Below are 24,086 nucleotides of genomic sequence, written 5' to 3'. Positions count from 1 at the left end.
AGATTATCCATTACATTTCGCACAGAAACTCTTTTTCTACTTCTGCCTCAGATTCGGTATAACCTAACTGTGCAGCTAAACGATGTACCAGTACCGGCATTGCTTCCTGCTCTAAGGACTCGGAAACTACATGCTTTTCTGCTGGTGTGTTGTAATATGCCTGATATAAATTCTCCTGATATAAACCGTTATTGAATGTTCTTGTTGCTTTCATCATGATAATTACCTCCATCAAATAAAATTATATTTTTTCATATGATAGGCGGAAATCCATTGCAATATTCTTATGATGCTATTACGATATCCGTCTGTGAAAATCTCTTGTTTCTTTCGATGGCAATAATATAACACTGTCAAACAAAAAGTACCATCCCCGGAAGTGGTATAAACTTATAAGTCATTTGCAATTATATAAACATAAGTTAATATATGTAATAAGTACCAATTTTGACACCCTTACTATGTACAAAAGTTACAAAAACATCCATATTTGAAATATAAACAAAAACGTCCGGCGGCGATTTTCGGATTTGTGCATCCCGCCTAAAAAAGAATGTACCTTGGCTCATTCGGGCGTCTCGCGCGGTCGCCTGCGAACGGTTCTGGCAGGGCTACGCGGATGGGCGCTGCCTACACAATGCGTGAACGGTGGCTTAACGGGATTCGCGGATTACCTCCTCAATATTTTTGTACGGAACCCGCGTAAAAAGCCCCCGCAGCTCTTCCGCCAAATCCAGTGCCATCGCGATTTTTGTGAGTGACAAAAGGGAAATCTGCCCCGTCGCCTCAAATCGCTTAATTGAGCCATAACTCACCCCACTCATGTCCGCCAGTCTCTGCTGTGAAATAGCGCGGCGTTTCCGGATGTTACGCAGCCGTGATGCCAGTTTCTGATCCAGTTCATCTGCAGTTTCCCAGATAAGTGCTTCCATATTGCTCTCCTGCCTCTCTAAAGATAATGACCTAACATGTCCTGCACACATGTACGAATCTGTTTTATCATTTCCATGCATCTCGTTTTTTTCATTCCGGCTGCAAGCCCAACTGCAAGCAGCTCCTTCTCACCCGGATTTCGTCCATTTCCATCTACGCTGGTCGTATGTTCCCCATAATATGTGTTGCTGTACGTCAGATCATACGCTGGTCCCAGGCGCCATTGCTCTTCCTCCTCCCGATATATATAAGTAAAATTCTTTGAATGATCATCCCGGTTGTGGGCAAACACATTAAAACACATACGGCGGAACATGTTTTCTATATCTTCTGCCTTCCCGTTCGTCAATATTTTCGTTAATTTCATCAATTGATGGTAATCCAGACTTGGCTGTTCAAAATCCAGTTCTAATAACGCCGCTGCCGTCAGCATATGAACCCGCTTTACCATCCCATTTTCTATTTCCCGATCAAATCGTCTGGTTCCAAAATATCCTTTGCATCGCCTTGAGGGAAACAATCTCGATTCACTCATGACAATTCCGCACTGTTTTGCACAGCACGCATAGTCATACTCCATCTTCCCTGCATCTTTTCCATCTATATGTGCCGGAAATTTAATCAGCCAGTCCTCTCCCTGAATCTGCGTCATAATTTTCGGGCGCGCACCTCCGCTTGTACCGCCCAGCCGGTACAGTTCATCCAGTTTGTCCGAGTATTCGGTATTTAATATTTTCTGGCAGGCCTCCGCAAGTTCGTCCAGATTATCATTTTTCTCCTCAACCGAAAGTTCCCGTTGCGGACGATAGGTCAACGCCCCCATCCCAGATCTTCCCACAACCGCCAGCCGGTCTAACACTGTCCAATCGTCTGGCTGCTGCTTATGCGCCAGCAAAAGACGCCGCAAAAGCAGGCGCCCCCACGCATCTGGCAGGCTATCCGCAAACACTCCAAACAAACCTTCAAAATAATCCTTATTTGGAATAAACACCTGCTTTTTCAAAGGCAGTGAAAACGGACTGATCGAAAATCCCTCTTCCAGCCATGCATCATCATACTCAAATGCCACCTTGTGATTCGCTGTTAATGCAAGAGTTCCTACCAGTCTGTCTTCATACATAACCTGAAGTTTCTTTCCTGTCTCCATCCGCCCCATCCTTTCTCCTTTATTATCCCATAAACACAAACTTTGGGGAAATTCTATTTTAATTTTTTCCATTTAAATCATGGATAAAATATTATCTATTAATGCTATATTTTATTTGTTTTGTATAATATATTATCCATTTATTTTAATCTATCCACCCCTGATTTTCAAGCCTTCTACCTTCGCTTTTCAAAATTTCCCTCTTTACATCCTCTTCCATTTTTTTATAATAACCCTCGCGCAACAAAATATGGAATCAAGAGGCATAAAAAAAGAATCACCCGAACTAGCACTTTACGAGTGATTCTTTTTATTTAGTTTTAAAAAAACTTTGCAGCCCCTTCCGCCCGGACATCCGGCACCTTACCCGTCCTTCTCCGGCACCTCATCCCGCCAGACAACCGTCTCCACATCCTCAAACAGCTCCTGGTTGCGCTCGACCGTCAGATAGACAAAATCATCCGGCTGGTATTCATCCAGAAGCGCCTCCGTGTACGTGTCAAAGGTCGCAAACACCGTTTTCCGGTAGAGCTTCGGCATAAAATATTTAAGGTTCTGGCTAAAGGAATCGCCTACCACCAGAAGTGTTTTATCATTCGGCGAATCCGACTCAAACACTGCAAAGCTGTTGTCCTCGTTCATATCCACCGTCGTAGCCGTCACCTCCGGCAGATAATTCTGAATCATATATTCGGTATCGTCACTGTACTCTGCTGCCATGTTAAGCATCCGCGCCAGGTCTCCGAACGCCGGTCCTGCCGCCTCAATCGAGACTGCACTGAGCGGTGTCGAGGTTCCAAGCAAAGTCTGTGCAATCTGCTGGCTTCCGATAAAAGAGCCGATCTGGTTCCAGTGCGTATCATATTTGTAATAAAGCTGATACGTGTCCGCCTCTTTCAGAAGCTCCGGCTTCATGTCATACACCGGAAGTCCCTGCGCCGCAAGCTCCGGGAGCGCCGCATCCAGACGCGACTCACTTCCGTATACCCGGACCGAATCCGGCATATATTCCGCATAGACACTTTCCTTGTTGGGTGCCTCAAACATCATAAACCGGATGCCGCGCTCTTTCATTTTCTCGTTTATCGAGGTAATCGCGTCCGCCAGCGCTGTTTTCTCATCCTCCGTATAGAGATTCGTCCGCTGATAATCTGCCAGCGCATCCTCGCCGTCCTCCGAAACCGTGTAAAACAGCCAGTTTTCTTTTCCGACCGTCACATCCGAAATCGAGCTCTCATTTAAAAGCTCCAGATCCAGCTTTGTCTTCGCCTTGACAAACAGATTTTTAAACGGAACATGGTCGTTGTAATACGCTTCAAATTCCGTCGGAATATTGTCAAAATTGGCAGCCGACAATTCCGGAAAGGATGCCAATTCCCTGTTTTCATAATTCTGCTGATCCAGATGGCTCCTGACCGCCGGATAGACAAGCGTCGGCAACGCCAGAGTTGCCGCGAAGGAAGCAATCAAAAGTATTTTTGTCCCTGTCTCTCGATTCATATCTCTCGTTCTCTTCTCCCTGCATGAATCCTTCTGTACTTTCACGCCCTGCCGCCCATGCTTTCATTTTTATGTTCTCATTGCACAGGCAAGCATGCTTTCTACACCGCCTTTAAAAACGGAAATAAATAAATGGATTGTATGTATTGTTGACGAGCAGCAAAATGGAAAACCACAGGATCGCCATGTAGCCGATCCAGCTTGTGACCGTCACCGAGCCATCCTGCGCCAGCACGCGCCCTTTCCATTTCATCCAGAACCACTGCACCGGACCACATGCCAGCAGCGCCGCCGCCAGAAACATCCAGAGTTTCCGGTTCATGTAGCGTTCCATCAAAACGACTGCGCTGTGCGGCACAAACATATACCGGATAAAGGAAAATGCCTGCCCGATCGTGTCCGCGCGGAAGAAAATCCAGCCGATCAGCACGACAAACACCGCATAGATATGCGCCAATGGTCGGAATTTCTCCTGCTTCAGCCATTTTCCCAGGAAACAGCGCTCCAGAACGTTGAAAAAGCCATGGTAAATGCCCCAGAAAATGAACGTCCAGCCCGCCCCGTGCCAGATGCCGGTCAGCAGAAAGACCGTCCAAAGGTTGATATACGTCCGCACCGTGCCCCTCCTGTTTCCGCCGAGCGGAATGTACACATACTCTTTAAACCAGCTGGAGAGGGAAATATGCCATTTCCGCCAGAAATCCTGGATCGAAGTCGCTGTGTACGGCAGCCGGAAGTTTTCAATAAATGTAAACCCAAACATTTTTCCAAGCCCAATCGCCATGTCCGAATAACCGGAAAAATCGAAATAAATCTGCAGCATATAGAGAAGCGCCGTCAGCCAGAGCATCGCCTGACTCACATCCGCTGCCTGATACGCGTAGACCGCGTCCACCACCTCGGCAAAGGTATTTGCCAGGATGACCTTCTTTCCCAGGCCGAAAATAAAACGTTTCACGCCGTAAGAAAAGCCCTCCAGCGTGACGGTCCTGTTTTCGATCTGCTCCTCGATGTCATGGTATTTCACGATGGGTCCCGCTATGAGCTGCGGGAAGAAGGAAATATAAAGCATCATGTTGAGCGGATTTTTCTGCGCCTGATTTTCGCCCCGGTACACATCCACCACGTAGGAAAGCGCCTGGAAGGTATAGAAGGAAATTCCGATCGGCAGCGTCACCTGAATCGCCGGAAGTGCTATATCAAACCCGCGAAGCAGCGGATTCAGCACCTCGGCGAGGAAATTGTAATATTTAAAATAGCCGAGGATCAGAAGGTTGAGCGCCACGCAGAGCGCCAAAAGCCATCTCTTTTTCCCGAATTTCTCCACCAGACGCCCGAAACCGTAGTTGAGCAGAACCGAAAAAATCATGAGCACCACATACCGCGGTTCGCCCCAGGCATAGAAAAAGAAGCTGAATACGGTCAGGATGCCGTTTTTGAACGGTTTGGGACTCACGTAGTAGAGGAGCAGGATGCAGGGGAGAAGAACCCATAGAAAGATGATTGAACTGAAAACCATTTTATGTAAACTCCTATTGATAAGTTGTCGCAGAAGGGAGCTGCCGGAGGCGGCGCTGGCAGCTTCTCAGATTATCGTTGTTCGCATCCCGATAATCCGAAAGCTGCCAACACCATCTACAGCAGCTCCCTTCCCTTCTACAGTACGTCTGAGAAATGGGGACGAAGTTTTTTGAATACCTTCAGTCCTATTATCATCAAAATAAATGTTACCACCCAGAAATAAATCGTCATCGTCGGTCGCTCGAAGAACCAGCTTCCCGTAAGCATGCTGTCGCGGTAGCCTGCGGCGATGTAGTAGAATGGGTTAAGCTTGAATACCCACTCCAGCCAGGATGCACGGCTGGTGAAGATTGCCTCGTCATACATGATCGGGGTCAGCCACATGCCGAACTGGAGACAGATGCCGACGATCTGTGCCATATCTTTAAAGAATACCTGCACGGCGCTGGTAAAATAGGTAAGCGCCAGTCCAAGCATCGACGCCGCAAAAGAATAGTATAACACCTGAATCCAGGTTGCAGACGGCATACGCCCGTCAATCAGGTACAGCCCTGCCATAATGATCAGGAAGCAGGCGTGTACCAGGAAACAGGAGATAAGCTTGATAACCGGAAGCATCTCCACCTGGAATACTACCTTTTTAACCAGATAATGGTACTCCTGCAGGCAATTTGTACCCGTATTTAAAATCTCGCTGAAATAAAACCACGGGATGATACCCGGCGTCAGCCAGATGACATAGGTCGCCCCCGGAACCGGCGGCGCATTTTTCATGCCATGTTCACCGAAGATGAACGCATAGATCGCGATCGTAACCATCGGCTGGATAAACATCCAGACAATTCCAAAATACGAGCCAACAAAGCGCTTGCGGAAATCCGCCTTGGCAAGCTCGGTGACCAATTTTCTTTTTCCTATCAGTTCCCGAAACAGGGAAATCAGTTCCCGCATTCTATCCTAACTCCATTCTTAAAATTTGAATGCATCCCGGAAGCCGCCCCATTTCTGGTCTTTCTCCGAAATAATCAACTCCATGCCTTCCTCGATCGGCCACTCAACGCCAATCTCCGGATCGTTCCATGCCATACCGCCCTCATCGCCCGGATGATAGAAATCGGTACATTTGTATGCAAATTCCGCCTCATCAGACAGTACCAGGAAGCCGTGTGCAAATCCTTCCGGAATGTAGAACTGCTTCTTGTTTTCCGCGGAAAGAACCACGCCAAACCATTTGCCGTAGGTTTCAGAACCGGTACGAAGGTCTACCGCTACATCAAATACGGTACCGCGCACTGCACGCACCAGCTTGCCCTGCGGATACTGTTTCTGGTAATGAAGTCCGCGCAGAACGCCCTTGACAGACATAGACTGGTTGTCCTGTACAAATACCATGTCGAGTCCCGCCTCATGGAAATCGTTCTGGTTGTATGTCTCCATAAAATAACCGCGCTCGTCCTTGAAAACGGTCGGTTCGATTACATAAAGTCCCTTGATGTCACATGGTGTTACTTTAATCTTTCCCATTTTTCTATCTCCTTCTTATGCAGGTATTTCAATTCATTTTTCAATACGTAACTGGCATCATCCTTTTCGGCTGTGCCATCCTTAACTATATCATTCGTTTTTCTGGCTGACAACCTTTTTTACAGATGTTTGTGCCTCTTTCCCCCGCTCATTTTCATCCAGCGCAATCTTCTGCGCCAGATCCTTGATCTTCGTCTCCAGCTGCGACTGTTTGATCGACATATGGAACATTTTCACAATCAGGAGAAAAATAACAGCCAGATAGATGAAATTGGCAGTCGTGTAGGTTCCCGCCAGCTCCGCCAAAAGATCCGGCAGCCTCGGGAAGATACTGAACACAATGAGAATGGACGAGAATCCCAGCCAGAAAATCGAATCCTCGATCTGGAGTTTTGACTGCCGGATCTTCCGCATAATCATAAAGGTTGTCAGGATCGACACAACGATCAGGACAACTCTGAGTGTTGGCGTCATGGCGCTACCTCCTCTTTCTGAAATTCTGGATTAACAGAATTGAAATCAGCATTTTAAGCATATACCGCATCGCATTGACCGGCGTCAGGTAACTGACGCCCAGAATCCGTTCATCCATGATAACCGACACCTCCGCCACCCGCGCGCCCTGGCGGATCAGGTAGGAAACGGTGTCAGGCTCCGGACCGTAGTTAAGACCTGATGCAAATTCCCGGATCATGCGCTTGCTGAACATCCGCATTCCCGATGTCGGATCCTTGATATTGACACCAGTTGTGAAGCGGATCGCCATCTCGATCAGATTGCTTCCAAGCATCCGCATCGTAAATGGCTTTTTCTCCCCGACAAACCGGGAACCGATGACGATATCGTAACCTTCTTCCATTTTTTTCATCATGGCTTCCAGATACTCCGGGCGGTGCTGTCCGTCTCCGTCGAGCTGGACTGCATACCGATATCCGTACTTGTCGGCATATTTAAGTCCCGCCTGAAATGCCCCCGCCAATCCCAGATTGACCGGAAGGTTCAACAGATTATATCCATTTTTCTGGCAGATCGCCGCCGTCTCATCGCGCGATCCGTCATTGACGACCACATAATCATACTGTGGGAAATTAGCGGTCAGATGGTTCACAACCCGCTCTATGTTTTCGGCTTCATTGTATGCCGGTATGACTATCAAAAGTTCGGCTTTTTCCGTACCAGAAGCACCTTCCCTGGACAATAACGCCTTATCTTCCATTGCCCGCTTCTCCTTCCCAGTATGCCGGATTCATCGTCAGGCTTCGAATCAGCCCCTCCGGCAGCTTTTTATAATGCTTTCCCAGCCAGTACCCGGCATATTTACTTCCGCTCGCCATCACAAGCTGTGGCAGAAGAAGCCCATGACCGTTTTCCACCAGCCATTTCGCCGTTTTTTTTACCAGACGGATTCCCTCGCCCTCCGAATGAAGCCGCCCAAACACCTCCGGGTGATCCGCCTGCGATACGCCAAGGTCGAAATTCCGGTGCAGCTGCTGCATTGCCGTATAATTGTGCGAGTGGATGACCTGCGCATCCGCCGCGTAAGCAATCTGGTACCCGGCTTCCACCGCGTGTCCGGCAAAAATCATATCCTCGTTGAAAATGGTTTTCTTCGTAAATCCGCCAAGCTTCAGGTAAATATCCCGCCGGTACGCCGCGCAGACATTTGAACAAAAATACGTCTTGATTCCCAGCTCGTCCTCATCCTCTTTCCCTTTCAGGCGGCTCACCGCCGGATAATTAAAGTCCCTCGTATACCGTTCAATCACGCCGCAGTCCGCCGCCGGGAGCTGTCTCGCATATGCTGCCGCCACTCGTTCCGACGCATCCAGCGCCTCCAAAAGCTCCTTTACCAGATCCCGGTCATAGGGCACGCAGTCATGGGTCATGCAGATGCAGACATCCGCATCTGATTTCAAAATTCCCTCATGGCGAGTTCTTCCATGGTCAAATTCCGACTGGCGGATATGGCACACGGTCAGCTTCGTATCTTCCCCCTCAAATAAGGATTCAAACCGCCCGGCATCCCAATATTGTTCTTCCGTATTCATGATGATCACACGGCCCACCGACACACTCTGTTCCAACAACCTCCGCAGAAGTTTTTCCAGCTTATCCCCCGGTTTGAAGGTGGGTATAATCACATCAGCTTTTCTCATTTTTCGTACTCCTTATAGGCTTTTCTGTAAAAATGCATCAGAATCCTTACCATCCAGTCCGGCCACATTTTCCGGAACATCGCCATCTCATCCGCCGGGCGCCGGTTGTCCTCGATGCAGGCTTTCGTCGTCGCCGCCGCATGGACACGGTAGGCAATCAACGGTTTTTCCGAACAGATAAAACGCCCCTTTTTTCCCGCCAGCTCGTAAAGGTTGTCCCAGTCCAGCGCAAAATCATACTCCGAATGGAACATATCGTCCCCAATCTGTTCTTTATTGTACGTGCAGGACGGACAGCAGATTGAATTGCCAAACCAGACACTGCTCCGCTTGATCCATGTGCGGTTTGCTAGGAAACGAAGCCGCAGCGGCAGGCGCAGTATCTTTTTTACCAGCCAGACCATGTTAAATGGCTCCGGAATGGCTTTCATTTTTCCCTCTTTCTCCGTCATGCGGATCGTGAGATAATCGCTCGCAAACAGCAGCAGATCCGGATATTTCTTCCATGCCTTTAAAAGCTTTTCGGCATAATCGCTGCGGTATCGGTCGTCCTGATGGGCGATCGTGACGAAACGCCCCTGCGCCTTTCCATAGGCAAACATCCAGTCCTCACGGATATTGCTCGCCCCGTCCCGCACATAGAGCGGCACCTGATACCGCGCTGCCAGCTCCCGGATATAGCTGCTCGGCGTCGAGGTACAGCAGATCACCTCCGATTTGACCGTCTGGCTCGTCACCGAACGCAGACATTCTTCCAGATATGGCGAATCCTTGTATGCACAGACCGCAAATGTATGAATGATTTCCTGCTGCATCTCGTTTCCTTTCTCTCTCGCTCTTTCATGCCGCACTTCTGCCTTCTCGTTTTTCAAGAGCGGTACCTGCTTGAATTTATTTTTACCAGACTTATGATCGATTTTAACGTTTCAAACATCTTTGCCTGTTACTGTTCACGCATACGTGCCCAGTAACGGAATTTGCCGTGGCTTCGCATTTAAATACGGCAAATTCCTGCTACCACCACGTTTTCTTACGGCACTTTCGGTTCCAAAAGTGCCTACCCGTATACAGTAACCTTTGCCTTCTTCTAGCTTGCTTATGCTTACCGGCAGAACTTCATCCAGATATCCAGATAAACCGTTGCCGCCAGAATCAGCGCCGCCGCCCCTAACACCAGCGCATGATAGTTTTTATTCTCCATCCGCACCATCACCCGCTCCGGGTTTAAAACGAGCCAGACAAGCGGCAGAAATGGCAGGTAATAGCGCCCCTGTACGCCGTCGATATAGGTATTACCCGGTCTGGTAAATGCGATGTACATCGAAGTCCAGACCAGCACTGCCGTTCCCGCGCAGAGTATAAATATCCACAGCTTCTGTTTTTTTGACAGACGTTTTCCACAAAATGGCTGCCCGGCTGTGAGGATAACGGCCGCCGAACCGGCGTACAGCGCCCACGGAAATGACATCGTTCCCGTGTGTCCCAGAAGTCCCAGGGAATTTTCGCCCAGCACATAGGACGGAAGCGTCCGGAACAGGTTGCAGATCAGCACCCACGCGTAGGCAAGCGGCTGTCCCAGAATGTACGCCATCTGCCCTTTCTCGCTGGTGCTGTCACCTCTCGTATCCCCGATATCGCGCGGCGCGATCAGAACCGGCAGGATGAAGGATAACATCATCAGACCGCAGATCACGATAAATCCACCCTTCATCAGGTATATTTCCCGTTTAGAACGGAACTTTTCTGCCGGAATCATCAGTCCCAGAAGAATTAGCGGCGCATATACCGCCTTGACGCGGCAGCCCCAGACAAAGGTAAGCACGATAAGCGCATACGCTTTCCAGTCCATTTTCCGCCCGCCAAGCGCCGCTTCCAGAATGCCCGCGAAAGACAGCCACAAAAATGCCGTGACGGTCGGGTCATAGGAATATGCCCCCGCCAGCATCATCGGCTCGGGCATCAGCGCCAGAAATGCCAGGATCGCCTTGCCGACCGGTGTCTTTTTGATGGCAAAATACAAAACTGCCGCATAGACATAGAGATTTCCCAGCCTCCCCAGCTTATACAGGATTCCAAATGGGATATGAAGCAGCCCTCCCGCTTTCAGCGCCAGCGCCGAACCCACATATCCGGTCATCGTCGTTTTGTTGAGATCCGTACTCCAGAGATGTTCACCGTGCCGGTAACCCGCATTCTGATTCAGATACGAAGTGAGCGCCGCCTGCTCGTCCCGACTCTCCGGCTGATTGTACGGCCAGGTATCTACGCCCGTCGTAAACTCCTGTAAAAGCGCCGGTTCCGCCTGCACCGGCGTCCGGTAATTTGCCATCCAGAATGCCTGCGCGAAATGCACTTCCTCATCCCAGCTCACCTTATTTGCCGGGAGCGACAGTGAAAATATTGTTCCAAACGTCAGGGAGATCAGCAGAAATCCAACCTCGATGCGCTTTGCCACGAAATTCCGGAAACAGAGAAGTGCGATCAAAACCGCCGCCGCACACCAGAAAAGTCCCAGCCGGTACCAGTTGATACCTGCCCGCGCCACCGTCGCAAACCCGGTCAGTGCAAGCGGCATCCCGCCAAAATTCATGTAGGAAAGCCCTTCTTCGTCTAGATCCTCCCGCGTAATCAGAAGATCCACGTAGTCCAGCTTCCCATTCACCGGAACCGAAGAAAATTTCAGCACCCGGCAGTTGCGGTCCATGACCATCTTTGCGTCGTGCTCCCGCTGCTCGCCGTAGATGTTGCGGTAACCGAGGCGGACGGTGGCATTTAACAGACCATCGTAATCATAGTGGTAGAGAAACTGGCTGACATAGCTGCCGTCCAGCGGAATGTGGAGATAACCGCTTGCATCCGAAAGCTGCAGCACCTCTGTTTTTTCTGTCTCTAACCGCTCAAATCCACTCGCCTGCACCTCGTCCAGAGCAAGCGTCCGCGTCGCCTGCCGCGTCCATCCACTTGCCCGAAGCGCCGGGAGATTGCAGGCAAACTCGCCCAGAACGCCCATCACAAGGACTGCCACAAGCGCCAGAAGCAGCCGGAGCACATCTTTTTTCTCTATTCGATTCATAAAATGCCTGTTAAACTGCATCTGTACTTCTCCCTTATTTTTCCCGTTTAAATTCGGTAAATTTCTGCTGCCACCACGTTTTCTTACGGCACTTTCGGTTCCAAAAGCGCCTACCCGTGAACCGTGTTTTGTCTTTCAAATCAAGCGCTCTAGCGCACTATCTTCTCCACGCCCCTGTGTTCCAGGATGCGCTCATAATCCTCAATATAATCAACCTCCGCCCAGAAATGCCCGCTGACGTCCTCGACATAGACCGGCTGCTGCCCGGTCATGCTGTAAACAACATTTTCCCACCAGACGCCGTGCTCCTGGCGGTCGATCATCTCCTCCATCCGGCAGATAAATTCCGGCATAAATGCCGCTGAAAACCGTCCGATTCCGATGTACTCGCCCGTCACATCATCCCCGGTCAGCTCTTTTCCATATTTTTTCAAAATTCCATCTTCATAGAAGAACTTATAATCCGCTGTCTCCCGGCGGCTCTCGTCCGCAAACATCACCGGGCTCCTGCCCTGCGCGAGGATCCGGTCAAGCAATTTTTCCTCCAGGTATACGTCACCGTTCATGATCAGCAGATCGTCCCCTGTCAGGAACTCCTTCGCAAACCATGCAGACGCGATGCTGTTTGTCACATCGTAAAACGGGTTGTAGAAAAAGGAAACTCCCTTGTCTGCCAAGACCTCGCGGATCACCTGCGCCTCATAGCCCAGCACGATGCCGATATCCTGGATGCCGCGGGAATGAAGCAGGTCAATCGTGTACTCGATCAGGCACTGCCCGCCGCCGATATCCACCGTACATTTTGGTTTTCCCGACAGATAACGCGAGATCCGGGTTCCCCGTCCCGCTGCCAGAATCAATACTTTCACAGAAGTCCCCTCCTTTGCATATCTTTCCATGCCGCAATCAGGCTGTCATTGTCTTCCGGCGTCAATGCGCCGATATGACCGACACGGAACACCGTGTCGGCAAGCGCGCCGCCGTTCGGGCAGATCCAGATGCCGTATTCATCCTTCAAAATCTCAAAAATCCGATGCGCTGAGACCGTTTTCCCCTCTTTGTCCACGCCCGTCGGGTGAAGTGGCGTCAATGCCGCCGAGAGAGAATTGGAAACGATCTCAAACGGAAGAGCTTTTATTTTGCTTCGGAAATCCTCCGCCTGACAGCGGATCCATGCCTGTTCTGCCGCAAGCCCTTTTTCCTCGATCATCGTCAGCCGTTTATGAAGCTGTAAAAGCACTCCGACCGCTGGTGTAAACGGCGTCTGCCCCCGCTCGCCATTTTTCAGATAGTCGCGCAGATCAAAATACATCGAGCGGACCACCGTCTCCTGCACTCTCGCGATCGCACGCGCCCCCAGCACCAGAATCGAGAGTCCCGGCGGAAGTGCCAGCGCTTTCTGAGAACCGGTCAGCACCAGATCAACGCCCCATTTTCCCATCCAAAATGGATCGGCAAGAAACGAGCTGACCGCGTCAACCGCCAGAATCAGCTGGTTTCGTCTGCAAAAGTCCGAAATCAGCTCCATATCATAGAGAACGCCCGTGGAAGTCTCATGGACATTGACTAAAAATCCGGTAAATCCTTTTCCCTCATACGGTGCCAGGTCTTCTGCCCGAAGCGCCCGTCCGCTCTCCAGCTGGATCTCCTCATGAGGAACTTCATGGATCTCACAAATTTTCGCAAACCGCGCGCCAAAACTGCCGCCGTTTACGACCAGCACGCGGTCGCGCTCTGTAAAAAGGTTCATGACTGCCGCTTCCATCGCCGCCGTGCCCGAACCTGTCAGGAAAACCGCCCGTGCATCCTCAGGCGCCCCGGTGAACTGCTTCATCAGGCGCTCATTTTCCTTCATAATTGCAGAAAATTCCGGTGTGCGGAAATATGGCACTTCTTCCGCCCCGATCGCCCGGATTTCCTCGTCCATCTGAACCGGTCCTACCGCAAAATTAATCATACATTTCCTCCAAATCTATCTAATGTACTCTCGAAATCTTTCTGTGCTCGATTTTGTGAGATGATTTTTTGTCAGTTGTGCCCAAATTTCTGAGGCGTACGCGGTGCGTACGTTGATGAAATTCGGGTGCGGCTGGCGGAAAATCAGCCACAAAAGCAAGTGCAGAAAGACTCCGAGAGTACATTCTAAACAAGTTCTATATCCCGCGTACCCGTCTCCGGTACATCACAAGCGACGTCAGTCCAAAGCAAGCAGTCAGTGCCGCCATCAAAAGCAGATACGAAAGCGATCCTCCCAGCAGTCCCGCCGCCCGTACACAGGGCGAAGAAATAAGGAGCGCCGCTGCCGTCACACCGACATAACCCAGAAAAATTCGTTTCTGCTCCTGCATAATGATGAGTGCATAATAAAACAGATTCACATACGCATTAAACGCGCCGCCCAGAATGATAAACGCCAGCGCCAGGCGGCATTCCCGCAGCATATACGCAATCTTCGGATATAACATTGAGAGAACCGGGATTCCGAGAATCCAGGCACCCCCGACTGCCAGCGCCGTAAGCGCCGCGATGATTGCCGCCAGCCGGCCTACCGTCCCGGCAAATTCCGGGAGCGCATTCCGCTCCCACTGATCCGAGAGTTTCGTGATATACGGGCGGATGACGAAGCCTGCCACCAGATTGATGACGCTGGTCGGCATGAAGATCGCACCGAATACCGCCTGATACTTGTCCGCCATATTGCCCTCGATCGCATATTTCGCGGCAGAAAAAATATAAAAATCCAGGATAACCGATAAAAACAGAACTACATTTTCTTTAAACAACAGCCCGACACGTCCGGAGCGGACCTCCCAGTCCACCTGCGGCAGATGACCAATTACCGAAAAATCAAACAGGCACACGCCCACCAGCTGCGCCAGTACTGCCGCCAGGCAGGAGCCGACCAGGTTATGGGTCGCATTCAAACAGCCCAAAAAGACACCGACTGATAAAACCGTCCGGAATGCATTTGATTTGCCCGTCAGATACAGGCGTCCGTCACGCTGAAATTCTGCCTCATAAGCGTCCGCGAAACCATCGATCACCTTGTACGCTACCATCAAAAATACCGTCGCCGCCTTGACAAAGGCATAGTCCCGGTTGATCACCGTCACATAAAAAAGCCCAGCCACCAGCGCCGCACCACAGGTCATCAGGCGCAGCCGCAGATATTCGCCAAACGTAAACCGCCGCCTCGTATCCGTGATCTGGAACGGACGGATGCCAAAATAGGCCACCATAAACATATGCTGACCAAATGTAGAATACGCAAAGGAGAAGATACCGCCCTCATCCTCGCCGACAATCTGGATGACCGCGATCGTCAGCACCATGGACGCCAGCGCATAGAGAAAGCTCCCTATCATATTCCAGCTCATATTTCGTTTTTCAATCTGCCCGTCTCCACCAATCAGAGCGTTCGCTAAATATTTTATCACTACAGTATCTCTTCCTTTGAAAATTCCAGCCGGCTCGGTGTGTGTGTTTTGCGCTTCTCAACCGGCGGAAGCTGCATGAAATCGCCGTACATATTTGTCAGCATTTCCTCGATATTTCCCGGAAAATTCATGCGTCTGCCCTCAAATTCCAGCTTCCGGAGCGGATAACAGCGTGTCCGGTCCACGACATTCCAGTATGGGCTTGTGTCCGGCAGAAATGCCATCCGGCGTGTCCGGTATTTATTGTATTTGCGGCAGACCCGCTCACAGCGCATCCGCAGCCACTGAGGCGAGATATGGAGCAGCTTCATCGCCTTGTAGACCATCCCGCAGACCGCCCAGATAAGCTTCGCCTTGATGCCCCGCTGCTGCAGCGTCGGGCGCGGAATCGCCCGCAGAATCATCAGCTTACTCCAGAACCATGCCGTCCACGACTGAATCTGGTATAGAACCGGGTTGTCCGCCACATTGTCAAGCACATAAAGATCCAGAAAGATACCGAACGGACAGTCCACATCCTTCATAACCTCCTCGACAAACACCGTCCCCTTCTTCACCAGACGGGTCGTCATCAGCGGATAATTGGGATATCGCTCCGCATTGAGAACCAGATACCGGTCGCTCATCTTCTTTTCCACGATCCGGAGCAGGTGCTCAAAATCTCGCCGCGGCATCGCAATATCGATATCATCGTCCCAGGGAATAAATCCCTTGTGCCGCAGCGCACCGATTCCCGTTCCGGCTATCCCGAAATATTCCAGATGATAGTCTTCACAGATCCGGATAAAATCATCCAGAATCGACAAAATCTCTCCCTGCAGCTGTTTCAGAACTTCTGGCTCATAAAATTTACTGTCCATATCGATGTCTGTCCCCTCCACCAAGCCCGCAGAATACCCCACTCCTGCCGCAGCCGATCATATTTTCCTTAATAGTACGAGGGTATTCTACTATATTTTAAAGGAAAAGTAAACCGCGGCTACTTTTTACCTTCTTTCCCAGGTTCCCACACCTCTATCTCCCGCTTCCATCCAAACAGATGTCCCGGAAGCGAATATGCCGCTCCGATCCCCAGCCCGATTGCGATCGCCATCTTGATTGTATCCATGCCATACTGGAGCGCCAGCGCTTCCTGCCCCATGAAGAAGTTGTAGGCGGTATAGTAGATCGCCGCTCCAGGCACAAGCGGGAAGATGCCGCATACCAGAAAGAGGATCGTCGGCGCTTTCCGCTGTATCGCCAGACAGCGCGACAGCATCGTCAAAACCGCGCTCGCCGCGAAGGTCCCGATGATCGGCGTCTGATAAGCTGCCATGACCGCCAGATACACGCCCCAGCCGACTGCCCCGCAGATACCACAGTCCAGCCAATACTTCTTCGGAACTCCAAACAGCGCCGAAAAGGCGGCAGTTCCGACACAGGCCGCCAGAAGCTGCCCCAGAATTTCCCCTGCCATTTCCATCAGAGCATACCTCCCATCGCAAACATCCAGAACCGCAGTGCCACACCAACTCCGATTGCAATACAGCCCGCCGTCAAAAAGGCGTCTACAAAACGGATCAGACCGGATAAATAATCATTTTCCAAAAAATTCCGGATCGAATTGGTCAGCGGCACACCCGGCGCCAGCGTGAACACAGCTCCGATCATGACATGATCCAGGCTTTCTCCCAGCCCGATCCAGCACAGCAAACAACAGCACAATGCAAGCACGCTGCTCGTCATGATCGTCTGCATCATCCGGGACGAAGAAAAGCGCGGAGCTGCGTATAAAAGGAACAAATACAGCAGCACTCCCGCCACAAATGCCGCCGCCGTATCGCGCAGGCTGCCCTGGAACAGGTAACAAAATCCAGCGCTTCCAATTCCTGCCGCCAGAACCTTTCCCCGATTTTCGAGCACTTTCATGTGTTCAATCTGCTCAAGGCGCATCCGCATCTCATAAGGACCGCATTTACCCGCCGCAATCTTTCTCGACAGATCATTTAAGGCATCCACCCGGCATAGAATCGTAGGTGCCAGCGGCACATAACAGATACGGCTGGAATAAAACCGCCCGTCAATTACCACATTTGAAAAAATTCCATTCGCAATCACATACGCATTAAATGCTTCAAGACGCAGCGCCCGCGCCGCATACTCCATCGCCTGCTCCGCCCGGAATACCTCCCCGCCGTTGGAAAGAATCGCATTTCCCAGACGGGTCACCAAACGGAAGCGCTCGATCTGGGAACAATCCTCGATCGAAGCGCGTACTATTTCCTTCATTCTGTTTCTCCCCCTGTTTTTTATTTTCTGTCCACCCGTTTTCTCTATCCCATTCTCCTGCCCCTTCTATCCTCTCACCGATTCACTTCTCCAAATCTGCCGCCCATTTCAGCCTTTTCCAAAAAAACGTTCCATTTTGAAATAAATTTGCCCTCCAAAACTCCCCCTTTGGTTGACGTTCCACTGAAAATCCTGTATAGTGGATATATTATATTAAAGAATGATGCCGCAAGGGGGATATATCTATGGATCATAATGTTACCATCGGTGCCAAGGTGAAAGCCTTCCGTACCGCAAAAAAATACACACTGAAACAGCTCAGCGAAGAGTCCGGTCTGTCCATCGGCTTTCTTTCCCAGTTGGAGCGCGGTCTCTCTTCGATCGCAATCGACTCTCTGGCAAAGCTTGCTACGATTCTCGGAGTTAGTCTGTCTTCGTTCTTTGACTCCTCCGCCGATCAGGAGAAATCCCCGGTCAGCCGGAGTTTTGCCATGCACTGTTCCCAGATCAACCCCCAGATCGTACAGTACCTGGTCAATGGAAATGCACAGGGATTTGCCTGTCTTCCGCGTATTTTCCACCTGATGCCGTCTGCCACCACAAGCTCTGAAAACCAGCTTGAGATGAATCAGCACGACGGTGAAGAATTTATCTACGTTCTGGAGGGTATCCTGACCGTATATCTGGACGGCAGCGAATACTGCCTGAATCCGGGCGACAGCATCCAGATCCACTCCCAGACCCCGCATGACTGGGTCAACAACACAAACCGTGTCGTTAAGATTCTGACCGTACACACGCCGAATCCGTTTGTTCATGGGAATGAAGTCGTATTTTAAATAGTCTGCGCGGTATAGAAACATAATAAAAGCTGTCTCTTTTAGAATTTCAAGATGTTTTTATTTTCTTTTTGGTTTTTCCCATCTCAGGAAACAAAAACTCCTGCATTTCTGAAAAAGACAGCTTTTTCATATCTTTTACGCCGTATACACTATTTTTCCTGCCAGATACACTTCCTGCACATCATCCAGCGCACGAATATTCTTTGAGACATCCCCCTTTACAATCAGCAAATCGCCAGCCAATCCTTCTTTCAGGCTGCCTGTCTCGTTCTCAATACCAAGCACGCTTGCCGCGTTGTAGGTTGCCGTGCGGATCGCCTCCATCGGCGTGATTCCATAGTCTACCATATAGCCAAGTTCCTGATGAATCGGAAGCGGCGGTGCCTTGTAAAGCACCATATCGCTGCCTGCCAGCACCGTAACCCCTGTGTCATAGAGCTTTTTAAAATTATCCCGGTATGCCTCAAACGCCGGTTTGAAAAATGCCTGATCGTGAACGGCTCTGGCGGCGATCGGGTTGTCCATGTCCACACCCGCCTCGATCATCTGCTTCGTCTGCTCATACAAATACGTGTACGCCGTGATCGTCGGCGTCCACGCGATTCCTTTTTCTGCCATCTGACGCGCCTGCGCCTCTGTTAAAAAGGTTCCGTGCTCGATCGTGTCAAATCCCGCGTCAATACACATCTGAATCGACGGCTGCGTACCCGAATGAACCGCGATCTTCACCCCCTGGCGGTGCGCCTCATCGACCGCTGCATCCAGCTCTTCCTGCGTAAATTCCGGGATATCGCCACGGTTGCTCGTCAGGATCTTGACCCAGTCAGCTCCCGCACGCAGCTGTCTTCGGATAGCGGCGCGCACGCCCCACGGGCTGTCCGCCTCCTCGACCCCATCCTGATGTCCGTGTCCACCGGTCATGCAGATACCTGCGTCCGCATGGATGATTCGCGGGACCGTCACATACCCCTTCTGCCCTGCCAGACGCAGCTGCTTCATCAGATTGGGCGGACAGGACAGATCGCGCACCGTCGTAATGCCGAGCCGCAGCGACTGTTTCGCCTGTTCCAGCGCATAGTATGCCACCATATAATCGTCATAATTATCCAGATCCGGCTGGCTGTAGTAGTAGCCAAAATGCACATGCATATCAAACAGTCCCGGCAGGATCGTCGCCTCGCCGTAATCCTTTACCATCTCTTCCGGGTAGCGCCCCGCCGCTTCCGCTGCGTCTCCTATCCAGCCGATTTTTCCCTCTTTATCCAGATACACCGCCTGATCCTGCAAGCAGGTTCTTCCATCTCCGGTAATTAAATACTTTGCCCTTAGAATCATTTTCACGGACTTCCTTTCTCTTTTTCATAAGCATGAAATTTTCAGTCGAATATCGTCATTTCATGCAGTTTTTCAGTTTTCTATATCGTAACACCGGGATTTTGTTCTTGTCAATATTGGAATGCGGAGTATCCGGTGAAACCTGTTTTAAAAAAGATGGGCAGGCAGAAAAAGAGCGGCACACATTTCTGCATACCGCCCAAACCAGCGACTGTCCACACGTACACAAGCAGTCACCCTGAATTGATTCATTTTAATTCTTAGTAGAACAATCTGTTTACCGCACTGAAGATACCGCGGATCGATGCTCTCGTAATGTTGGAGCTGATGCCGACACCGTAGGTTGCCCGGCCGCTCTTTACATCCATCAGGTGGATGTAGGAAGCTGCCTGTGCGCCGGAACCGGAACGAAGTGCATGCTCGTTGTAGTCCAGAACACGGATCTCAATGCCAAGTGCCTCCTCGATCGCTCTCTGTACCGCATCGATCGGTCCGTTACCTACGCCCTCAACGGTACGCTCGGTGTCATGATCGGTAAAGGTAAGAATTGCAACGGTTGCGAATGCGCCGCCCTCGTACTCCTTGTCTGTGATCTGGCATTTTTTGAAGTGCATCGGCTCTTTTCTGTCCAGATAGTTTGCACGGAACTCGTCCATGATCTGCTCCGGAGCTACCTCACCCTGCTTTTCTGCAATCTTCTGGATAATGTCAGCAAACTCTTTGTGCATTCCCTTCGGAAGACGGAATCCGTAGAAGGAATCCATAACGAAGGCTACGCCGCCCTTGCCGGACTGGCTGTTGATGCGGACAACCGGCTCGTACTCGCGTCCGATATCGCTCGGATCGATCGGCAGGTACGGAACCTCCCAGATGCCATCGGTTCTCTTCTGAAGCGCCTGCATACCTTTGCTGATCGCATCCTGATGGGAACCGGAAAATGCGGTAAATACCAGCTTGCCTGCATACGGATGTCTCGGATCAACGGTCATCTTTGTGCAGCGCTCGCAAACCTCGGTGATCTCCTTTACATTTTCCAGATTCAACTCCGGGTTGATACCCTGCGAGAACATATTGTAAGCGATATTTAATATGTCGATATTACCAGTACGCTCGCCGTTTCCAAGCAGTGTACCCTCGACACGGTCTGCACCTGCCAAGAGAGCCAGCTCGGTCGCTGCAATGCCGGTACCACGGTCATTGTGCGGATGGATACTTAAAATAATGCTGTCGCGGTTCTTAAAATGCTTGTTCATCCACTCGATCTGGTCTGCGTATACGTTCGGAGTCGTCATCTCAACCGTTGCCGGAAGGTTGATGATGATCTTATTGTCCGGGGTTGCGCCCCACTCTTCCTGTACAGCGGTGCAGATATCCAGTGCAAAATCAAGCTCGGTTCCGGTAAAGCTCTCCGGAGAGTACTCAAGGATTACTTTTCCGTCGTAATCTTTCATATATTTCTTTACCATGCGGGTACCATCGATCGCGATCTGCTTTACTTCCTCGCGCTCTGCATGGAATACAACCTCACGCTGTAAGGTAGAAGTCGAATTGTAAATATGTACGATCGCCTTCGGAATACCCTGGATGGCATCGAAGGTTCTCTTGATCAGGTGCTCGCGGCACTGGGTCAGAACCTGTACAACTACGTCGTCCGGGATAAGCTTGCGTTCTACTAACTGGCGCAGGAAATCGTACTCGATCTGGGAAGCTGCCGGGAAGCCAATCTCGATCTCTTTAAATCCAAGTTTTACCAGGAGGTTGAACATCTCGATCTTCTCCTCTACGACCATCGGCTCAACCAGTGCCTGGTTGCCGTCGCGCAGGTCAACGCTGCACCAGATCGGCGCTTTCTCAATCTCTTTATTCGGCCACTCACGCTCCGGGTAATCTACCACCGGAACTCTCTTATATTTCTTGTAATTTAACATGTCTTTCTCCTCCATCACTCTATAATGTACTCTCGGAGTCTTTTCTGCACCTGCTTTTGTGGCTGATTTTCCGCCAGCCGCACCCGAATTTCAGAGGCGGACGCAACGCCAACGCCTCAGAAATTTGGGCACAACTGACAAAAAAATCATCTCACAAAATCAAGCACAGAAAGATTCCGAGAGCACATTACCCCTGGTCGCTTTCCAGGTACCTCATCATCAAAAAACGCAGTTCCTATCATCCTAAGCTTTGGAGTCGATAGATCACGCCGTACCTTTTAACAATGAATAAAATTACTGATTCTGGTCTAACCCCATCATAATCATCCCTTTTCTATCATAAAAGAAATTATTTCGATTATAGATTATACCATCGGAAATAAAGGATATCAAGAGAAAAACGGGGCAATTACAGGTGTTCTGGCATTACTGTACACGCATACGTGCCCAGTAACTTCTGGCATCTCTTACATAAAATTATCTATTTTTTCTGTCCTCTGGTTTTTTCATCTTCTGTCTCCAGGACCGTATCAGATGCGCCGCCAGCCGGTTTCCAAAATACCCCGCCGCGCATCCCACAATCATGCCGCCCAAAACATCGGTCGGGTAATGCACATATAAATACATTCTTGAAAACGCCATCAGGATCGCCAGAGGCAGCGTGATTTTCCACCATTTTTTCGCCCCAGCAAAGTACAGAGCCGCGACCGCAGCAAACGAAGCCGCCGTATGTCCCGACGGGAAGGAATAGTCCGCCGGGCGGGCAATGAGCAGCTGAACTGTCTGGTTCACATCGCACGGACGGATCCGGCAAACCATAGGCTTTAGTAAGATATTACAGATGATCGCATCCAGACAGAGCGCTGCCGCCAGCGCAGCTCCCCATCTTCTCGTCCGCGGAATCATAAGCAGCAGGCATGTAAACAGAATCCAAATCATTCCTGCATTTCCAAGCCGCGAAATAAACACCATCCAGATATCGCCCACCGGCGTCCGCATCTGCTGAATCCAATCCAGTATTTGTAACTCCATTTTCATTTTGCTCCCTCTGTTTTTTACACAACTTTATGCGCGAGCCATCTCCGGCCCATAAAGCGGAATGTGAATACGATGCCCCGGATCGTCCAGTCTGTAAACATGCCGATCCATACCGCGATCGGTCCGAAGCCGTGGACGCGGCAGAGATAAATGCACAGCGTCACCCGAAACGCCCACATACTGATGCAGGAGAGAATCATCGAAAACCTCACATCCCCGGCAGCCCGCATTCCATATGCCGGAATAAATGCGAGCGTCCAGACGATCGGCTTTACCACCGTGATCCATCCGACCATGTAGAGACACATCTTCGCACTCTCCGGCTCCATGCCGCCCAGAATCGTGACCGGCTTCGTCGCCAGAAACACGAGCGCACAGCTTGCGATGATGACGATCTCCGCCACTGCCGTCAATTTTTTGATATAATAGATCGCCTCATCCTTGCGCCCCGCGCCGAGACACTGTCCGACCACAGTCATCATACCGATTCCGATACCGATCGCCGCGATGCCGTTTAAGTTTTCCAGAATATTCGTCATCGCCTGGGCTGCGATCGCGATCGTCCCGAGGGTCGAGACGGTTGACTGAATCGCAAGCTTTCCAAACTGGAACATCGCATTTTCGATACCGTTTGGGATTCCCAATGAGAGAATCCGCATAATCCGGCGTCCGTCCGGACGGATATGCAGATAGTCACGCACCGCAATTTCCTGGCTGGGATTGTGCAAAAAGGCAAACACCACCACTGCCGAGATAACGCGGGAACCGAGCGTGGCAATCGCCGCACCGGCAACTCCAAGATGGAAGCCCCAGATAAGCACCGCATTTCCGGCGATATTTAACCCGTTAGAGACGACCGCGATCGTCATCGGAAGCCTTGTATTTCCCTGCGCCCGGTAGATCGAGGAACCAGCATCATAGAGGGCGATAAATGGGAACGAAAGCGCCGTGTAGAAGAAATAGATCTGCGCTGCCTCCATGACATCCGCCTCGACGCTGCCGAAAATCAGCCGCAGCAGCGGTCCGCGTGTCAGAAGGCAGACTGCCATGACCGCCGACGAGATGCACGCCACCACAAAAGATAACTGTCTCGCGGATTCCTCCGCATTTTTCTTATCTTTCTGTCCGATGTACTGGGAGCAGACGATCGTGCCGCCTGCCGCCAACGCATAGAATGCCTGTATCACTAAAATATTGATGGAGTCAACCAAAGAAACCGCCGAGATCGCCGCCGATCCCACGTTGCTGACCATAATGCTGTCCGCTGTACCCATCAGGGAGTTTAAAATCTGCTCTACGATCAGCGGAACCAGAAGAATCCGCAGATCGCGATTGCTGAAAAGATGATTTGTCTGCTCTTGTCTGCCCATATGCTGTCCTGTAA

23 protein-coding genes are annotated in these 24,086 nt (G+C 50.7%); 1 reads left to right on the top strand and 22 read right to left on the bottom strand.

Annotated elements, in window-relative coordinates:
- Nucleotides 1–10: 10 nt before the first annotated feature.
- The 18 genes from DW720_RS02300 to DW720_RS02215 all read right to left on the bottom strand — a co-directional run bounded on the left by DW720_RS02300 (nt 11) and on the right by DW720_RS02215 (nt 17,559).
- Nucleotides 11–217, bottom strand: a complete 207-nt coding sequence (locus DW720_RS02300; RefSeq protein WP_107000704.1) for a hypothetical protein — start codon at nt 215–217, stop codon at nt 11–13.
- Nucleotides 218–653: 436 nt separating this feature from the next.
- Complete coding sequence (locus DW720_RS02295) at nt 654–932, bottom strand: helix-turn-helix transcriptional regulator (RefSeq protein ID WP_107000705.1); 279 nt, start codon at nt 930–932, stop codon at nt 654–656.
- Between the two features lie 17 nt (nt 933–949).
- Entirely contained in the window at nt 950–2,080 is a 1,131-nt protein-coding gene (locus tag DW720_RS02290; protein ID WP_107000706.1) for a type II toxin-antitoxin system HipA family toxin, read from the bottom strand.
- A 363-nt stretch (nt 2,081–2,443) separates the two neighbouring features.
- Nucleotides 2,444–3,580 (bottom strand): hypothetical protein, encoded by a 1,137-nt coding sequence (locus DW720_RS02285; RefSeq protein ID WP_118749222.1) that lies wholly within the window; start codon nt 3,578–3,580, stop codon nt 2,444–2,446.
- Between the two features lie 112 nt (nt 3,581–3,692).
- On the bottom strand, nt 3,693–5,099 hold the full coding sequence (locus DW720_RS02280; protein ID WP_118749221.1) for an MBOAT family O-acyltransferase: 1,407 nt from the start codon (nt 5,097–5,099) through the stop codon (nt 3,693–3,695).
- 137 nt (nt 5,100–5,236) lie between these two features.
- Nucleotides 5,237–6,052 carry an ABC transporter permease gene (locus DW720_RS02275; protein WP_022360049.1) on the bottom strand — a complete coding sequence of 272 codons (816 nt, stop codon included), beginning with the start codon at nt 6,050–6,052 and terminating at the stop codon, nt 5,237–5,239.
- A gap of 18 nt (nt 6,053–6,070) precedes the next feature.
- On the bottom strand, nt 6,071–6,625 hold the full coding sequence (gene rfbC / locus DW720_RS02270; protein WP_022360048.1) for a dTDP-4-dehydrorhamnose 3,5-epimerase: 555 nt from the start codon (nt 6,623–6,625) through the stop codon (nt 6,071–6,073).
- Between the two features lie 90 nt (nt 6,626–6,715).
- On the bottom strand, nt 6,716–7,099 hold the full coding sequence (locus tag DW720_RS02265) for a DUF2304 domain-containing protein (RefSeq protein ID WP_118749220.1): 384 nt from the start codon (nt 7,097–7,099) through the stop codon (nt 6,716–6,718).
- Between the two features lie 4 nt (nt 7,100–7,103).
- Nucleotides 7,104–7,841, bottom strand: a complete 738-nt coding sequence (locus DW720_RS02260; protein ID WP_118749219.1) for a glycosyltransferase family 2 protein — start codon at nt 7,839–7,841, stop codon at nt 7,104–7,106.
- Nucleotides 7,831–8,781, bottom strand: a complete 951-nt coding sequence (locus tag DW720_RS02255; protein ID WP_118749218.1) for a glycosyltransferase — start codon at nt 8,779–8,781, stop codon at nt 7,831–7,833. The genes DW720_RS02260 and DW720_RS02255 overlap by 11 nt, the downstream gene beginning before the upstream one ends.
- On the bottom strand, nt 8,778–9,653 hold the full coding sequence (locus DW720_RS02250; RefSeq protein ID WP_347560691.1) for a glycosyltransferase family A protein: 876 nt from the start codon (nt 9,651–9,653) through the stop codon (nt 8,778–8,780). The genes DW720_RS02255 and DW720_RS02250 overlap by 4 nt, the downstream gene beginning before the upstream one ends.
- A gap of 230 nt (nt 9,654–9,883) precedes the next feature.
- The gene (locus DW720_RS02245) at nt 9,884–11,854 is read right to left on the bottom strand and encodes a DUF2142 domain-containing protein (RefSeq protein WP_118749244.1); all 1,971 of its coding nucleotides are present in this window, start codon (nt 11,852–11,854) and stop codon (nt 9,884–9,886) included.
- A 149-nt stretch (nt 11,855–12,003) separates the two neighbouring features.
- Entirely contained in the window at nt 12,004–12,723 is a 720-nt protein-coding gene (locus DW720_RS02240) for a phosphocholine cytidylyltransferase family protein (RefSeq protein WP_022360042.1), read from the bottom strand.
- The gene (locus DW720_RS02235) at nt 12,720–13,811 is read right to left on the bottom strand and encodes an aminotransferase class V-fold PLP-dependent enzyme (protein WP_118749217.1); all 1,092 of its coding nucleotides are present in this window, start codon (nt 13,809–13,811) and stop codon (nt 12,720–12,722) included. The genes DW720_RS02240 and DW720_RS02235 overlap by 4 nt, the downstream gene beginning before the upstream one ends.
- Nucleotides 13,812–14,007: 196 nt before the next feature.
- Nucleotides 14,008–15,291, bottom strand: a complete 1,284-nt coding sequence (locus DW720_RS02230; RefSeq protein WP_347560690.1) for a lipopolysaccharide biosynthesis protein — start codon at nt 15,289–15,291, stop codon at nt 14,008–14,010.
- A complete protein-coding gene (locus DW720_RS02225) occupies nt 15,291–16,151 on the bottom strand; it encodes a LicD family protein (RefSeq protein WP_022360039.1) in 861 nt (286 codons plus the stop codon). Before DW720_RS02225 ends, DW720_RS02230 begins: the two co-directional genes overlap by 1 nt.
- A gap of 119 nt (nt 16,152–16,270) precedes the next feature.
- On the bottom strand, nt 16,271–16,753 hold the full coding sequence (locus DW720_RS02220) for a threonine/serine exporter family protein (protein ID WP_022360038.1): 483 nt from the start codon (nt 16,751–16,753) through the stop codon (nt 16,271–16,273).
- Nucleotides 16,753–17,559: a threonine/serine exporter family protein gene (locus DW720_RS02215; protein ID WP_022360037.1), complete on the bottom strand. Its 807-nt coding sequence runs from the start codon at nt 17,557–17,559 to the stop codon at nt 16,753–16,755. Before DW720_RS02215 ends, DW720_RS02220 begins: the two co-directional genes overlap by 1 nt.
- Nucleotides 17,560–17,804: 245 nt before the next feature.
- Here DW720_RS02215 and DW720_RS02210 point away from each other — a divergent pair, with 245 nt between their 5' ends.
- The gene (locus tag DW720_RS02210; RefSeq protein WP_022360036.1) at nt 17,805–18,398 is read left to right on the top strand and encodes a cupin domain-containing protein; all 594 of its coding nucleotides are present in this window, start codon (nt 17,805–17,807) and stop codon (nt 18,396–18,398) included.
- A 138-nt stretch (nt 18,399–18,536) separates the two neighbouring features.
- Here DW720_RS02210 and DW720_RS02205 read toward each other — a convergent pair whose 3' ends face one another.
- From DW720_RS02205 to DW720_RS02190, 4 genes are all read right to left on the bottom strand, one after another.
- Nucleotides 18,537–19,736, bottom strand: a complete 1,200-nt coding sequence (locus DW720_RS02205; RefSeq protein WP_118749216.1) for an amidohydrolase family protein — start codon at nt 19,734–19,736, stop codon at nt 18,537–18,539.
- A gap of 260 nt (nt 19,737–19,996) precedes the next feature.
- The gene (gene leuA / locus DW720_RS02200) at nt 19,997–21,664 is read right to left on the bottom strand and encodes a 2-isopropylmalate synthase (protein ID WP_118749215.1); all 1,668 of its coding nucleotides are present in this window, start codon (nt 21,662–21,664) and stop codon (nt 19,997–19,999) included.
- A gap of 477 nt (nt 21,665–22,141) precedes the next feature.
- A complete protein-coding gene (locus DW720_RS02195) occupies nt 22,142–22,696 on the bottom strand; it encodes a phosphatase PAP2 family protein (protein WP_347560689.1) in 555 nt (184 codons plus the stop codon).
- 23 nt (nt 22,697–22,719) lie between these two features.
- The gene (locus DW720_RS02190) at nt 22,720–24,072 is read right to left on the bottom strand and encodes an MATE family efflux transporter (RefSeq protein WP_118672546.1); all 1,353 of its coding nucleotides are present in this window, start codon (nt 24,070–24,072) and stop codon (nt 22,720–22,722) included.
- Between the last annotated feature and the right edge of the window lie 14 nt (nt 24,073–24,086).

Origin of the sequence: Clostridium sp. AM27-28 (assembly GCF_003480955.1) — a bacterium.
Lineage (GTDB): Bacteria > Bacillota > Clostridia > Lachnospirales > Lachnospiraceae > Otoolea > Otoolea fessa.
The sequence above is the reverse complement of the archived record's forward strand: the minus strand, read 5'-3'. Positions and strand labels throughout refer to the sequence as shown.